The organism is Amycolatopsis sp. cmx-4-83 (genome assembly GCF_046548815.1).
Taxonomy (GTDB): Bacteria; Actinomycetota; Actinomycetes; order Mycobacteriales; family Pseudonocardiaceae; genus Amycolatopsis; species Amycolatopsis pretoriensis_A.
Window position 1 is genome coordinate 43,149 of record NZ_JAEBEF010000011.1, and the last position, 13,429, is coordinate 56,577.

Consider the following 13,429-nt stretch of genomic DNA (forward strand, 5'->3'; position numbering starts at 1 on the left):
CGTGGCCGTCGACCTACGGTGGCCGCATGCATCCACCGATCATGGGCGTGGCCGCCGGCGTGCCGTTCACGGCCCTGGCGCCGGCCGACGAAGGCGCCACTTCGCTGATCGTCACTTGGCACATGCTGGACGCGCCGCGGTCGGACGCCGCGTTCGCCGCCGCATTGCCGATGAACGAGCTGCCCGCGTGGCGGGTGCACCTCGGCCTGCCGATGTGCGGGGCGCGCATGGTGGACGGCAGCATGGACGCCGGTTTGGAGCTGCTCCGCAAGGACGTCCTGATGGCCGCGCTGTACCCGATCGTGGTGCAGGCGACCGAGGAGTTCCCGGCCGCGCTGGAGTCGATCCGGGCGCAGCTGCCGGTCGACGACGGCCCGATCGGCGTGCTCGGCGGCTCGCTGGGCGGGGCCGTCGCGCTGCGGGTCCTTGCCGATACCGAGATCCCGGTCTTCGCCGGCGCGATCGTGAACGCCGCCATCCGGATGCGGTCCGTCGTCGGCCTCTTCCCCGGCGACTACCGGTACGACGCCGAGTCCGAGGAGGTCGTCGACAGCCTCGACTTCGTCGCCAAGGCGGGTGCCGTCGCCGGTCGCGCCCCGCTGCTGGTCGTCAGCGGCGAGCTGGACCACCCGGCGTTGCGCGCCGACGCGTCGGACCTCGTCGGTGCGATGGGTGAACGGTCCCAGCTGCTGTCGATCCCCGGACTGGCGCATCCGCTCGCCGACGAGCCCGGCCTCGAGCCCGCACCTCAGCTGCCGCCGGCTCGTGAGGTGGACGCCGGCCTGACCACGTGGTTCCGGCACCACGTCCCCGAGGCAGCTCGCAATGGGCGGGTCACGCTTGGTCGAGTCGGGGGTAGAGCACCTCTTTGACCAGCAGGAGGATCGCCGCGGCGACGGGGATGGCGACCAGCGCGCCGATGACGCCGAGCAGCGCGCCACCGAGCAGGACGGCGACGACGGTGATCAGCGCGGGCACTTTGAGCACGTTCCCGATGATCTTCGGCACCAGCAGGTAGTCCTCGACGAGCCGGTAGACGACGAAGAACCCCACCGTGGCCAGGCACACCGGCAGCGAAACGGTCAGGGCGACGAGGCTCACCAGGACGCCGCCGATCACGGATCCGACCACCGGGATGAGGTCGAGCACCGCGACGGCGATCGCCAGCAGTGCGGCGTAGGGGACGCCGAAGATCAGCAGCCAGATGAGTGTGAGTACGCCGGCGATCACCGAGACGGCCAGGTTGCCCAGGACGTAGCCGCCGACTTTCGCGAAGATGTCGTCGCCGATGAGGATCGCCCGCGGCCGGCGGGAGTGCGGGATGAGCCGGTACATCGTGGCGCGGATGCGGGGCAGGTCGGCCACGAAGTAGATGGTGAGGACGATCACGATCAGCGTGTCGGTCACGATGTTGAAGACGGCTTTCCCGGCGCCCAGGACACCGCTGGTGAGGGCACCGCCGGAACTGAAGGACGACTCGATCGCTTGCTGCAGGTGGAAGCGTTCGTTGAGGCGGCCGAGGAAGGTGTTGTGGTCCTGAGCTTCGCGGAGGTACTCCGGGGCCTGCTGGACCAGCGCGGTGGCTTGTTCGACGATGACGGGGATCGCGGCGGCGAGGAATCCGCCTACGGCCCCGAAGGCGACGACGAAGACGGTGGTGACGGCGAGCCAGCGCGGAAAGCGGCGGGTCACCAGCCACGAGACGGCCGGTTCGGCGCCGATGGCGAGGAACAGCGCGAGCCCGACCAGGACGAGGATCTGCTCGGCGCCGGCGAGGAGCTGGATCAGCCCGTAGGTCACGGCGACCCCGGCGGCGGCGGTCATGCCGATGAAGAACGGTGATCGGCGGTCGAGCCGCTTGCCGATTCCGCCCAGCGGTTGTTCGCGAGTGCTGATCTGCGCGGCTTCGGCTTCGGCCTCGGCGACCGTGCCCTCTTCGTCGTCGCTGTGAGGTTGGCCCACCAGCGGGTGGTGTCCTTCGGCCGCGGGATCGGATGGTGAGGTCATGGGCACCGTTCTGTCTCGCACCGGGGGGTGCGTGGAGGAAGGCCGGCGCGTTCGACGTGACGGGTTCACGCGCTGGTGATCGGCTGGGGACTCAACCGCGGGCAGAGTAGCCATCCTGCCGAAATCGAACCGGCCGAAGGCCGGCCGTTACGCGAATGGCACTCAGCGCCCGTACCGCGGTGTCCGTTCCGGCGCGATCACCCGAGGCCTGGCACGTGCCTGGTGGCTGCCGGCTCCTCTTGTCCACAGTGGACCATGACGGTGCCGGTCCCGCCGGGGTACGACGAGGTCCGACGCCCGCAGGGCCGAGTACGGCGGCCCTGCCCGGTTTGTCCGGCGCGAAGCACGGGAGCCGATTGCCGAAGGCGGTGAGTGACGTGCCTCGGCGAAGTTCGGCGATGTTTACCTCGGAGGGAATTGGTTCGGCGCACGGGAGGCCGCAGACTTCAAGCCATGACCCGTCACCAGATCCACACCGCTGACACCGCCGACGAAGCCGCGAAAGAGGCGCTCGAGGCACTCGAAAGCGCTTTCGGTTTCGTTCCCGCCGGCGCGGGGCTCATGGCGAACTCACCGGCGCTGATCAACACCTTCTTCTCCGCCTTCGGTCACTTCCGGGGTGGGGGCACGTTCGGCGCGGACGAGCGGCAGGTCCTGCTGCTGTCCAACGCGGTCGCGAACCGCAGTGAGTGGGCGGTGGCGTTCCACACGCTCGAGTCGATCCAGGACGGCGTCGAGCCGGCCGTGGTCGAGGCGATCCGCCGGGGCGAAGTGCCGCCGAACGAGCGGATGGCGGCGCTGTCGGCGTTCACCCGGTCGCTGATCGAGAAGCGGGGCCACGTCGACGACGCGGAGGTACGGGCGTTCAAGGCGGCGGGCTTCACCGAAGCGCAGGTCTTCGAGGTGCTCACCGGCGTGGCGATCTCGGCGATGACGAACTACAGCGCCGGCCTCGCCAAGCCGCCGCTGGAGGACGCCGTGCGGCCCCACGCGTGGAAGACGGGATACTCGACGGGTGCCTGAGGTGGGTCCCCTGCTGAAACACTGGCGCGGTGTCCGGCGGCTGAGCCAGCTGGCGCTGGCCGCCGAGGCCGCCGTGTCGGTGCGCCACCTGAGTTTCGTCGAGACGGGACGGGCGAACCCGAGCCGCGCCATGGTGCTGAAGCTCGCGGAGGTCCTCGACGTTCCGTTGCGGGAGCGCAACACGCTGCTGCTCAGCGCCGGCTTCTCGCCCGAATACCCGGAGTCCGCATGGGACGCACCGTCCCTGGTCGCCGTGCGGGAAGCGCTGCGGACCATCCTCCTGCACCAGGAGCCGTTCCCCGCGCTGGTGATGGACCGCGGCTGGGACATCCGGCACACCAACACCGCCGCCCGGCGGTTCTTCGCCTTCCTCCAGAAGGGGCAGCCGAAGAGCCCGCCGGGGGCGGCGAACGTGCTCCGCCGGATGTTCCACCCGGACGGCGTGCGCCGCCAGGTGACGAACTGGCCGGAGGTCGCCGAGGCCCTGGTGCGGCGCGCCCGGCGAGAGGCGATCGGCGGCGTCCTCGACGAGCGGGCGCAGGAGATCCTCGACGAAGTCCTGGACTACCCGGGCGTGCCGTCGCACCTGCGCGTGGTGGACGCGACGGCCCCGGTCCTGCCGATCGTGCCGATCCGGTACGAGCGCGACGGACGGCGGTTCGACTACTTCTCCACGGTGACGACGCTGGGCACGCCGCAGGACGTCACGCTGCAGGAACTGCGCATCGAGTGCTTCTTCCCGATGAACGACGAGACCCGGGAACGCGCCCGCGAACTGGCCGAGCCGTCCGGGAAGTGACCGGGTCGCCTGGGCACCGGGCCCGATCGCGGCCATCGCGCGAGGCCTCGCGGCGGTCGGTGTCGTACGCAAGGTGACGAGCGCGTCCGTGCTGTCCGAGTCCAGCCGGTCGCGGCATCACCGTGCGGACCAGGTGCCTGATCCGGTCGAGGTCGACGTCCTCCGCCGAGCGGGTCTTCTCCGGCACCTCGTCCACCACCGGATCGATGCCGAACAGCGGCCTGGGCAGGGCCGGGTGGGTGACGAGGCCGAGCAGCTCGTCCGCCGCCTCGGCTTCCGATGCCGAGGCGGAGCGTCCGGGCTGCCGAGGACCACCGCAACAGCTGGATGAAGCGCTCGCAATACCGCACGACCGCTTCCGCCGGCTGCGCCGAGTACTCGGCGGGGAAGTGCGCGTACAGGGAACGCTTCGACGTTCCGCCCGCGCGGCGATCGCGTCCATCGAGGTCCGCTCGAAGCCGTCCTCCAGGAACGCCGCTTTCGCAGTATCGAGGATGTGCTCGCGCAGCGCCGCTCCGCGTCGGGCCACGGCATCCTCCCGAAGTATACGGTTCGGTAGAGTTTACTTCGGTTCCTCATCGAGGAGAGTCCTCCTCCGTGATCGTGGTTACCGCACCCACCGGAGTTCGTGAGCGGGCCGGGGTCTTCACCGGATCGCACCGCGATCGCGACGTGCTGGACCGCGCCCCACGACGGCGCCGGCGCCCTGTTCTGGCTGATGCCGGCGGCCGCGACCGCGAGCAGTCCCTACGAGGCCTGCGTGAGCGCCTCGATCCCCTTCTTCCTCAGCCGCCTGGACGACGTCCTCTCATCGGGCGACACCGGTCTGTCCCGGACGATCACCGAGGTCTACCGCTCGAACGTCCGGGTCACCCCAGCGGCATGTTCCACCGCCCCCAGTTCGGCTTCATCCGCGCCGAGGTGGGCCTCGACCGGGTGATCTGGTCGGCCGACTACCCCTTCCTCGGCCTCGCGGGAGTTCCTCGACGGACTGGCCCTCGCGCCCGAAGACCGGGAGAAGATCACCCACGGCCACGCGGAGCAGCTCTTCGGGCTCGCGGACGGGGAGCCGGCGGGAAGTGACCAGTGGCGGACTGGACAGATCAGGGACAGTTGCCGTCCATTGTGGTCCGGTGGGCAACTTCCCCTGCCGGCGGTGCGTTGACGCGGTGCGACGAGGGGAGCTTGCGTGGCGGAACAGGGTCGCTGGATCACGAAGGACAGGCGCCGGATCTTCATCAAGGCCGGTGGGGGGAAGGGGAAAGGGGTGGTGGTCGCGGCCGTGGCCGCGCTGGCCGTTGCGGGTGGGGCCGGGGGTGTCGGAGCGTTCGGTGGGGCGGCCGGCGGAGGTGGTGCCGCCTTGGAGGCGCTGGCCGGGAACGCTGCCGGGGACGTCGTCGACTCGCTGCCGGGGCGTTCGCTCAAGACGCGGCGGGCCGAGGCGCGGGAGTCGGCGAAGCGGGGGAAAGCGAAGGAAGCCTGGAGCCGCCTGAAGTTCAAGGAGCTCAAGCGGGAAGTGCGGCGCCTCGAGCGGGAAGGGGATTGCGTCGCGGCCGCGACGGACAAGGTGCGCGATTTCCTGACGCGGACGCCGTGCACGTCGCTGGACCGGATGGTGCTGGCCGTCGGCGACGGGCACCGCAATGCCGCGGTGGTTTCGGTGGTGCGGGTGGGTTTCCGCTCGAAGAAGCAGGCGAAGGACTTCGAGGCGGTCGAGGCCGTGCAGGGCAGTGGTGACGTTCGGCCGCTGGACATCGCGGCCGTTCTCGGGATCGCGGGACTGCGGATGACCGGGCTGCACTACGAGTCCCGCGCCGACGGCAACGGGATGGTGGTCGCCGAGGCGGACGTCGCCGCCGGGCACGTCGACCAGGGCACCCTGGACGCGCTCGCCGACGTCGCCGCCTACCTGCCGGTCAAGTAGTCACCGTGTCCAGGCGCGGGGTTTCGCCGGGGCCGGCGGGGAAGTGGGCCACGAACGTGACTCCCTCGCCCTGCGCGTCGAACCGTGCGATCCGCTTCGCTTCGGGCTCGTAGAAGACGTCGCCGCGAGTCAGCAGCATCGGGGGTTCGCCCTCGATCTGGTACACCGCCGAACCCTTCTCGATGCTGCCGAACACCGGTCCATTGTGGACGTGCAGCCCCGTGCCGCCGCCGGGGGCGATCGAGATGCGGCGGATCTCGAAGTGGTCGATCACGCGGGGTTCCGGGAGGTGCTGCTCCAGCACCAGTGCGCGGGTCGCGACGGGGAGCTCGCCGGGGTCCGGGAACGAGCCGAGTTCGGTCGCGGTGCCGTCCGCCGGGAGTTCCTCGATCGCCAGGTGGGTCAGGGGTGTCGTGTCGGTGGCGCCGTGCCAGTGCCACTCGCCCGGGGACACGCGGACCGTGTCGCCCGGGCGGATCAGCTGGGGCTCTGCGCCGCGGCTTTGGACGTGGCCCATCCCTTCCGTCACGACCAGGACCTGGCCGAGCGGGTGGCGGTGCCAGCGGGTGCGGGCGCCCGGGGCGAAGTGCACCCGGTCGACCTGCGTGCGTGACGCGCCTTCGGGGGTGGCCAGTGGCGTGATCCACGCGTTGCCGGTGACCGCGTCGGCGGGGGCGGCGGTGGCGGCGGGGGTGTGGCGGAGCTTCATGCCGAGCACCGTACATACTAGTAGGTACAGAGAACAAGTGATCCACGTCATGCTCTGTCACAGCGGCCGCCTCCGCGGTGTCTTGAGGCCGAACCAGCCGAAGAAGGAGACTGTCATGGACCTGGCGCTGTGGATCGCCGCCGGAACGCTCGCCCTCGTCGCGCTCGCCGGGGGTGTCAGCAAGGCGTTCGTGCCCCAAGCCAAGCTGGCCGCCGCGAGGGGCGGGGAATGGACGGCCGATGCCCAGCCCTGGTTCGTCAAGGGGCTCGGGGTGCTCGAACTGCTCGCCGCCGCCGGGCTGGTGCTGCCCGCGCTGACCGGGGTCGCGCCCGTGCTCGTGCCCGTCACCGCCGTCTGCTGGGTGCTGCTGATGATCGGTGCGATGATCACCCACGTCCGGCACGGCAGCGCGAACCTGGTGGTCCTCAACCTCGCCTACCTCGCCGTGGCCGCGTTCGTCGCCTGGGGGCGGTTCGCGGCCTGACCGCGGCCGGGAAAAGGAGACGCCCATGAACGCCACCGACACCTTCGTCGCCCACCGGAACCTGCTCTTCACCGTCGCCTACGAGATGCTCGGGTCCGCCGCCGACGCTGAGGACGTCCTGCAGGAAACCTGGCTGCGGTGGGTGGACGTCGACCCGGCCGGGGTGCGCGAGGAGCGCGCCTACCTGGTCCGGATCACCACCCGCCTGGCGCTCAACCGGCTGCGCACCCTGAAACGCCGCAAAGAGGCCTACGTCGGCCCGTGGCTCCCGGAACCGCTGCTCACCACACCGGACGTCGCTGAAAACGTAGAGCTCGCCGAGAGCGTGTCCATGGCGCTCATGCTCGTCCTCGAAACGCTGGCGCCGACCGAGCGCGCGGTCTTCGTGCTGCGCGAGGTCTTCGACTTCGGGTACGACGAAATCGCGGCCGCCGTCGGCAAGACCCCGGCCGCCGTCCGGCAGATCGCGCACCGCGCGCGGCGCCACGTCGACGCCCGGCGCCCGCGCGAGACCGTCTCCGCGCGGGAGACCCGGGCGGTGCTCGAGTCGTTCCAGCGCGCGCTGGAAAGCCGTGACCTGCAAGGACTTCTCGACGTCCTCGCGCCGGACGTCGTGCTGATGAGCGACGGCGGCGGCGTCAAGCAGGCCGTGCCGCGGCCGATCACCGGGGCCGACCGGCTCGCGCGGCTGGTTCTCGGCGGCCTCGCCAGGAACGCCGCCGCGCTCACCACCGAGGCCACCGTCGTCAACGGCAACCCGGGCCTCACCCTGCGCCTCGACGGCGAGCTCGACGGCGTCATGGCCGTGCGGGTCGAGGGCGGGCGCATCAGCGGCCTCTACTACGTGCGCAACCCGGAAAAGCTGACCCGCGTCGAGTCCGAAACCCCGCTGACCCTGCGCTAGATGTGCGTCGAGCTCACCGCGAACGCCGTGATGTGGTCGGCCAGCGCGCGCACGTCCGCGTGGTCGCGGTGCTTGTCCGCCTCCAGCTTGAGCGGCCGCAGGCGGTCCTTGGTGCGGACGGACTTGAGCGTCTCGGCCGTGTCGACCGCTTCGGTGCCGATCTCCGCGCCGCGCTCCAGCTCGCCCTCGATCAGGTGGTCCAGCGCCAGCATGGCCAGGCAGAAGGAGCGGCTGCGCGCCATGTCGGGGCCGTAGCGGGCGATCACGCCGGTCAGCGCGGCGATCGCGGCCCGGGAGCGGCGGGGGCGGACGCGCACGGCGAGCTCGGTGTGCACCGTGCCGGCCATCGCCGACACGTCGGTCTCGGTGAAGAACCGCGCCCAGTCCGGCGGCCCGCCGCCGCGAACTCCTCGCCGGCCCGGCCGAGCAGGTCGAGCACGAGCTGCTCGTCGCCCTTTTCGGCGTACGCCCACGCCTGGTTCGCGCTGAGGATGCTCGCCGCCGGCGCCGACCCGGACCGCCGCGCCGCCAGCCTGCCGTGCTGGAACTGGGCCAGCGCCTCGTCCGCGGCGCCGTGGTGCAGGTGGATGCGGCCGCGCCGGTAGCGGAGGTTGGCGGCCAGGTCGTCCTGCCCGCAGTGCTCGGCCAGGCTCAGCGCCAGGTCGAGGTCGTGGTGGGCGGCGCCGACGTGCCCGCTGTCGAAGTTTGTCCAGGCGGCCAGGTTGTGCAGGTCGGCGACCGCCGCGCACAGCCGTGTCCGCAGCGGCTCGGCCACGGAGGCGCGGAGCAGCTCGTGCCCGCGGTGGATCCGGGCGAGCACGGCGTCGCGGCACATGCCCGCCGCGACTGCGTGAAGTAGTCCCGCGGGTGCGCTGGGTGATCCGGGACAGGTATGGAGTCGGGTACTTGTACGGGTGTGGTGCGCGGCCGTACGGAGCAGTCTCGGACGTGCCGCAGAAGTCCGCAGGAGGTTCGGAACCCATGGTGCACGGCCGGTCGCGTCCCCTCCTCCGGGTCGTCACCCCCTCGGACGTCCCGGAGGCGCGGCCGGCCCCCTCCTCCCGCGGCCGCGACCGCTACGCCGACCTCCCCGACCGGCGGCTCTCCGCGATCCTCGCCGCCGAGGACACCGCCGAGGAGCACGGCCTCAACCCGCACATGCGCAGCACCTGCTACGTCCACCGGTGCTGGACGCACCAGTGCGTCGGCGATCCGCTGCACGTCCTGGTCGCCACCGGGCACCGCTGGTGCCGCCGCTGCGAATGCCCGGTCGACGTCGCCGTCGACGAGACCCCGCCGGGCGCGGTGCACCTGTTCTGCCCGCGCTGCGGCCAGGCCGGTTCGGCGGCGAACCGCGACGTCCGCCAGGCCTGCCGGACGAGCCTGGCCGCGATGCACGGCGGGGACGCGCCGACGTTGTACGGGATCCCGGACGCCTGACGCCCGGGCGTTGCAACCTCCGAGGGACGCGCACCCCCTCGCATTGACCGGCACGTGAGGCCCTCCTACGGTTCACGAGTGGGCACAGGGTGCGAGAGGGGCAACCTCCCCGCGGACACCACGAGTTTCGTGGGACGCAAGGCCGACGTGGCCGAGGTCAAGCACCTGCTGACGCGGGCGCGGCTGGTCACGCTGACCGGCGTGGGCGGGGTCGGGAAGACGCGGCTGGCCGTGCAGACCGCCGCCGGGCTGTCCCGCGCGTTCCCCGACGGTGTCTGGCTGGTCGAACTCGCCGGGCTGCAGGACCCCGCGCTCGTGGCGCACACGGTGCTCGAGGCGCTGCGCGTGCACGACGAAACCGGCCGGAGCCCGGCGGCCGTGCTCGCCGAGCACCTGCGGGAGCGCCGGACGCTGGTCGTCCTGGACAACTGCGAGCACCTCCTCGACGCCTGCGCCGCGCTGGCGCACGACCTGCTGCGGGCCGCGCCCGGGCTCCGGCTGCTCGCGACGAGCCGGGAACGGCTCGCGCTGGCCGGCGAGCACCTGTGGCCGGTCTCGCCGCTGCCGGTGCCGGAACCGGGCCGCCCGCTGGCCGGCGGGGCGTGGCTGCGCTACCCGGCGCTGACGCTGTTCGCCGAGCGCGCCGCCGCGGTCGACCCGGAGTTCGCCGTCACGGAAGAGAACCAGGAGCGCGTCAGCGCGATCTGCCGCCTGCTGGCCGGGATCCCGCTGGCCATCGAGCTGGCCGCGGTCCGGCTGCGGGTGCTGACGCTGGCGGAGCTGGAAAGCGGGCTGGGCGACTGCTTCCGCCTGCCCGGCACGGTGAAGCGCGGCGGCGAGCCGCGGCACCAGACGTTGCGGGCCGCCGTCGAATGGAGCTTCGCGTTGTGCCGCCCGGCCGAACGGCACCTGTGGGCGCGCGCGTCGGTGTTCGTGGGCGGCTTCGACCTGGCGGCGGCCGAGCGCGTCTGCGCCGGCGACGGCCTGCCCGCCGGGGAGCTGCGGAACCGGCTCGCCGGCCTGGTGGAGAAGTCGGTGCTGATCCGCGAGGCCGACGGCGACCGGCAGCGGTTCCGGCTGCTGGAACCGCTGCGGCAGTTCGGCCGCGACAAGCTGACCGAGTCGGGCGAGACGGCGGTGGTGCTGCGGCGGATGCGCGACCACTACCTCGACGTCGCCGAGCGGAGCGAACGGGCGTGGTTCGGCCCGGAGCAGGCGGACATCTTCCGGCGGACCCGCCTGGAGCACGCGAACCTGCGGGCCGCGCTCGACTACAGCCTGACCGAACCCGGCGAGCTCGGCACCGGCCTCCGGCTGGCCTCGACGCTCTGGTTCTACTGGGCCGGCTGCGGGGTGTTCGGTGAAGGCCGCCACTGGCTCGACCGCGCGCTCGCCCTCGCCGCCGAACCGGACGCGGAACGGGCGAAAGCGTTGTGCGTCAACGGGTACGTCGCGACGCTGCAGGGCGACAACGCGGCGGCGATCGCGATGCTGGAGGAGTGCCGCGCCTACGCGAAGCGGACCGGCGACGAGGTCGCGCTGGCGTACGCGACGCACCGGCTCGGCTGCAACCTGCTGGTGGGGGACGACGTCGGCGACGCGAAGACGCTGTTCGAGGAGGCGCAGGCCCGCTACCGGCAGCTCGGCGAGCTCAACAGCAACGTGATGCTGGCGGGCATCGAACTGGCCATCGCGTCCATCTTCCTCGGCGACCTCGACCGCGCGGGCCGCCTGTGCGAGGAGGCGTGCGCCACCGGCGTCGCCCACGGCGAGCAGTGGGCGCACGCGTACGCGATCTACGCCCAGGCCCTGGTCGCGCTGGGCCGCGGTGAGCTGGACCGGGCGGCCGAACGCGGGCGGGACTGCCTGCGGGTGAAGAGCACGTTCCACGACCTGCTCGGCATCGTCCTGGCGATCGAGGCGCTGGCGTGGACCGAAGCCGCGCGGGAACGCTGGGAGCCGGCGGCGGTCATGCTGGGGTCGGCGCAGCCGATCTGGCAGGCGGTCGGGTTCCCGATGTTCGGTTCCCGGTACTTCGGCGCCCCGCACGGAGAGTGTGAGAAGCGGACCCGACGCGCACTGGGTGACGGCTCGTTCGAGGTGGCGTTCCGGCGGGGGCGTGAGTTCGGCTTGCCGGAGGCGATCGCTTACGCGCTGGGGGATCTGGGCCCGGCCCGGCCGGAGGTGGTGGCGGCTTCGCAGCCGACGCCGTTGACCGACCGGGAAGGGGAAGTGGTGACCCTGATCGCGGACGGCCGGTCCAACCAGGAGATCGCGGACCGGCTGGTGATTTCCCGCCGGACGGCGGAAGGCCACGTGAACCGGATCCTGCGGAAATTGGGCTTCGACTCGCGTTCACAGGTGGCCGCCTGGGCGGCGCGGAATCCGCAGGTGCCGACGCCGCAGGCATGAGGGGGAAGTATCCCGTTTCCCGTAACGGAGTTCCGGGTGTGCTCGCGAACGATCCTCCGGTGCCGCGGACCGCGTCGGGAACTGCGACCGTGCCCTACGCGGTTCTCGACTCTCGCGTTCGAGTTTCGCGCAGCGCGACGGCTGGCCGCGCGGAACGCGACAGTTCATCGAACCCGGCCGCGGGATCGACGTCGACACCTCGGTCACACCGTTGTGGCCACCGAGCGGACCGGTGCCGTGCCGTCCGATGTGGACGGCACGGCACCGGCGTCGTCAGCCCAGGCGTTCGCCCCAGTTCTCGAACGCCGTCACGACCTCGGCCGGAGCGTCGGTCTCGCGCAGGCGCTTGGCCTCCGCCTCGATGTAGTGGCGGTACAACGGAACCAGTCCCGCGAGCAACTCGGGCCGCGCCTCCTCCGCCTCGAGCGGGTGCCCGGCCCGCACCCGTTCCGCCAGCTTCACCAGCGACGCCGCCGGGGTGTCCGGTTGGGACAGGAACCACTCGATGGCCTCGTCGTTGTTCGCCGCGCGACCCGTCGGGAGTGTTGCCGAATACAGGAAGCGGACCGGGAACAGCACCGCCTTCGTGAACCACACCTTGTCGGCCAGCAGGCGGCGGGGCTCGCGGAACTCGGCCGCCACCTCGTCGGTCGCCAGGACCGCGATCGCGAAGCGGGCGCTCTCCAGCAACATCTCCGAAGCCGCCGGACGGGCGACCTCGGCGAGGACGTCCTCGCCGGTCAGCAGGACGCCGTGGTCGGCCAGCTGCAAGCGGTCCTGGGCCGGGAAGCGGCCGTCGTCGCGGCCTTCGCGCAGGGCCGGGAGGGAGGCCCAGAACACCGACAGCTTGCGGTGCAGCGGACTCCGCTCCTGCAGCGCCGCCGTCACCGGGGCCACCTGGTCGTCCTCGGGGACGTCGGTGAGGACGAGGGCCAGGTCGATGTCGCTGGCCGCCGCGGAATAGCCGCCGTAGGAAAGGCTTCCCAGGAGGTACGCGCCGATCAGGCGCTCTCCCAACGCTTCCCGGTAGGCGTCGGCGGCTTCGGCGGCGATCGCGCGGGCCGCGTCGGCGGGTTCAGGTGTGGTCATGCCGCCACCGTATCGCGGCGGGCGCACTCGGCGATGCGGTCGGAAACCACGCCGATCACCTGCCACGCCCGGTCGAGGACCGCGAGCACCGACTCCTCGGTCCAGTCCCCGCGCTGCCGCAGGAGTTCGTAGCCCATCTCGAGGTGCTCGACGTCGGCTTCGTCGTGCAGCTCGAAGTATTCGTCCTCGGGGAACGCGCGGGTGCCCGCCTGGCTGAACACGAGGCTGCCGGCTTCGAGGGCCAGGTGCGCCAGCACCGCGCGCTGCACGCCGGGCAGGATCGCGAACTGGTCGACGAACCAGGAAGCGCCCATCTCGATGACCGGGTCCCAGACCAGCTGCCGGTCCTCCGCGCGGCTGCGAGCCAGGATCTTGTCGTGGCCGACCTCTTCCTGCTGGTGCTCCAGCGCGAGCGCCCGCAGCTCCGGGTCGCTCTCGAAGCTGACCCGCGCGCTGATCATCCGCTGGAAGGCGTTCGACCACGGCTGCAGGTACGTGAGCACCGCTTTCCTGGTCTCCGGCGACGTGGTCTCGTCGCTCAGCAGGCGGATCAGTTCCGAGGACTCGTATTCCCGTTGCCGCTGCTCGTTGTGGCGGGCGATGCGCTCGACGTCCTGCTGGGTCACGATCGGCTCCTT

Annotated in this window: 15 protein-coding genes; 9 read left to right on the forward strand and 6 right to left on the reverse strand. The window is 71.7% G+C overall.

Translation table 11 applies throughout. The features are described from left to right. Positions 1–26: 26 nt before the first annotated feature. Positions 27–872, forward strand: coding sequence for an alpha/beta hydrolase family protein (locus ACLJQM_RS32300; RefSeq protein ID WP_410634117.1), 846 nt, complete (start codon positions 27–29; stop codon positions 870–872). On the opposite strand, the gene ACLJQM_RS32305 is transcribed toward ACLJQM_RS32300, so the two are convergent. Beyond that, on the reverse strand, positions 835–1,962 hold the full coding sequence (locus ACLJQM_RS32305) for an AI-2E family transporter (protein WP_410634481.1): 1,128 nt from the start codon (positions 1,960–1,962) through the stop codon (positions 835–837). The two genes, ACLJQM_RS32300 and ACLJQM_RS32305, sit on opposite strands and share 38 nt — an antisense overlap. Before the next feature lie 498 nt (positions 1,963–2,460). Between ACLJQM_RS32305 and ACLJQM_RS32310 the strand changes: the two genes are divergently transcribed. The 4 genes from ACLJQM_RS32310 (at position 2,461) to ACLJQM_RS32325 (ending at position 5,753) form a co-directional block, all read left to right on the forward strand. After that, positions 2,461–3,030, forward strand: coding sequence for a carboxymuconolactone decarboxylase family protein (locus tag ACLJQM_RS32310; protein WP_360769783.1), 570 nt, complete (start codon positions 2,461–2,463; stop codon positions 3,028–3,030). Next, a complete protein-coding gene (locus ACLJQM_RS32315) occupies positions 3,023–3,829 on the forward strand; it encodes a helix-turn-helix domain-containing protein (RefSeq protein ID WP_410634119.1) in 807 nt (268 codons plus the stop codon). The genes ACLJQM_RS32310 and ACLJQM_RS32315 overlap by 8 nt, the downstream gene beginning before the upstream one ends. A 628-nt stretch (positions 3,830–4,457) precedes the next feature. After that, complete coding sequence (locus ACLJQM_RS32320) at positions 4,458–4,769, forward strand: hypothetical protein (RefSeq protein WP_410634121.1); 312 nt, start codon at positions 4,458–4,460, stop codon at positions 4,767–4,769. Between the two features lie 249 nt (positions 4,770–5,018). Then, the gene (locus ACLJQM_RS32325; RefSeq protein WP_410634122.1) at positions 5,019–5,753 is read left to right on the forward strand and encodes a hypothetical protein; all 735 of its coding nucleotides are present in this window, start codon (positions 5,019–5,021) and stop codon (positions 5,751–5,753) included. Here the strand turns inward: ACLJQM_RS32325 and ACLJQM_RS32330 are convergent. Beyond that, positions 5,746–6,462, reverse strand: a complete 717-nt coding sequence (locus tag ACLJQM_RS32330; RefSeq protein WP_410634123.1) for a cupin domain-containing protein — start codon at positions 6,460–6,462, stop codon at positions 5,746–5,748. The genes ACLJQM_RS32325 and ACLJQM_RS32330 overlap by 8 nt on opposite strands. 115 nt (positions 6,463–6,577) lie before the next feature. On the opposite strand from ACLJQM_RS32330, the gene ACLJQM_RS32335 reads away from it, so the two are divergent. Both ACLJQM_RS32335 and ACLJQM_RS32340 read left to right on the forward strand, forming a co-directional pair. Next, the gene (locus ACLJQM_RS32335; RefSeq protein WP_410634124.1) at positions 6,578–6,946 is read left to right on the forward strand and encodes a DoxX family protein; all 369 of its coding nucleotides are present in this window, start codon (positions 6,578–6,580) and stop codon (positions 6,944–6,946) included. A 25-nt stretch (positions 6,947–6,971) separates the two neighbouring features. Next, positions 6,972–7,850 (forward strand): RNA polymerase sigma-70 factor, encoded by an 879-nt coding sequence (locus ACLJQM_RS32340; protein ID WP_410634125.1) that lies wholly within the window; start codon positions 6,972–6,974, stop codon positions 7,848–7,850. Here the strand turns inward: ACLJQM_RS32340 and ACLJQM_RS32345 are convergent. Then, positions 7,847–8,167, reverse strand: coding sequence for a hypothetical protein (locus ACLJQM_RS32345; protein WP_410634126.1), 321 nt, complete (start codon positions 8,165–8,167; stop codon positions 7,847–7,849). The two genes, ACLJQM_RS32340 and ACLJQM_RS32345, sit on opposite strands and share 4 nt — an antisense overlap. Then, on the reverse strand, positions 8,122–8,685 hold the full coding sequence (locus ACLJQM_RS32350; RefSeq protein ID WP_410634128.1) for a hypothetical protein: 564 nt from the start codon (positions 8,683–8,685) through the stop codon (positions 8,122–8,124). The genes ACLJQM_RS32345 and ACLJQM_RS32350 overlap by 46 nt, the downstream gene beginning before the upstream one ends. Positions 8,686–8,831: 146 nt before the next feature. On the opposite strand from ACLJQM_RS32350, the gene ACLJQM_RS32355 reads away from it, so the two are divergent. After that, positions 8,832–9,290 (forward strand): hypothetical protein, encoded by a 459-nt coding sequence (locus ACLJQM_RS32355; RefSeq protein WP_410634129.1) that lies wholly within the window; start codon positions 8,832–8,834, stop codon positions 9,288–9,290. A gap of 129 nt (positions 9,291–9,419) precedes the next feature. After that, positions 9,420–11,702 (forward strand): ATP-binding protein, encoded by a 2,283-nt coding sequence (locus tag ACLJQM_RS32360; protein ID WP_410634131.1) that lies wholly within the window; start codon positions 9,420–9,422, stop codon positions 11,700–11,702. 273 nt (positions 11,703–11,975) lie between these two features. Here the strand turns inward: ACLJQM_RS32360 and ACLJQM_RS32365 are convergent, their stop codons facing one another. Beyond that, positions 11,976–12,791, reverse strand: coding sequence for a hypothetical protein (locus tag ACLJQM_RS32365; RefSeq protein ID WP_410634133.1), 816 nt, complete (start codon positions 12,789–12,791; stop codon positions 11,976–11,978). Continuing rightward, positions 12,788–13,417: a hypothetical protein gene (locus ACLJQM_RS32370; protein ID WP_360769810.1), complete on the reverse strand. Its 630-nt coding sequence runs from the start codon at positions 13,415–13,417 to the stop codon at positions 12,788–12,790. Before ACLJQM_RS32370 ends, ACLJQM_RS32365 begins: the two co-directional genes overlap by 4 nt. Between the last annotated feature and the right edge of the window lie 12 nt (positions 13,418–13,429).

Bases quoted from the DNA above. Each gene is read 5' to 3' on its own strand.
- ACLJQM_RS32300 (WP_410634117.1), top strand. From the start codon at position 27: ATGCATCCACCGATCATGGGCGTGGCCGCCGGCGTGCCGTTCACGGCC.
- ACLJQM_RS32310 (WP_360769783.1), top strand. From the start codon at position 2,461: ATGACCCGTCACCAGATCCACACCGCTGACACCGCCGACGAAGCCGCG.
- ACLJQM_RS32330 (WP_410634123.1), bottom strand. From the start codon at position 6,462: ATGAAGCTCCGCCACACCCCCGCCGCCACCGCCGCCCCCGCCGACGCG.
- ACLJQM_RS32335 (WP_410634124.1), top strand. From the start codon at position 6,578: ATGGACCTGGCGCTGTGGATCGCCGCCGGAACGCTCGCCCTCGTCGCG.
- ACLJQM_RS32340 (WP_410634125.1), top strand. From the start codon at position 6,972: ATGAACGCCACCGACACCTTCGTCGCCCACCGGAACCTGCTCTTCACC.
- ACLJQM_RS32350 (WP_410634128.1), bottom strand. From the start codon at position 8,685: ATGTGCCGCGACGCCGTGCTCGCCCGGATCCACCGCGGGCACGAGCTG.
- ACLJQM_RS32355 (WP_410634129.1), top strand. From the start codon at position 8,832: ATGGTGCACGGCCGGTCGCGTCCCCTCCTCCGGGTCGTCACCCCCTCG.
- ACLJQM_RS32365 (WP_410634133.1), bottom strand. From the start codon at position 12,791: ATGACCACACCTGAACCCGCCGACGCGGCCCGCGCGATCGCCGCCGAA.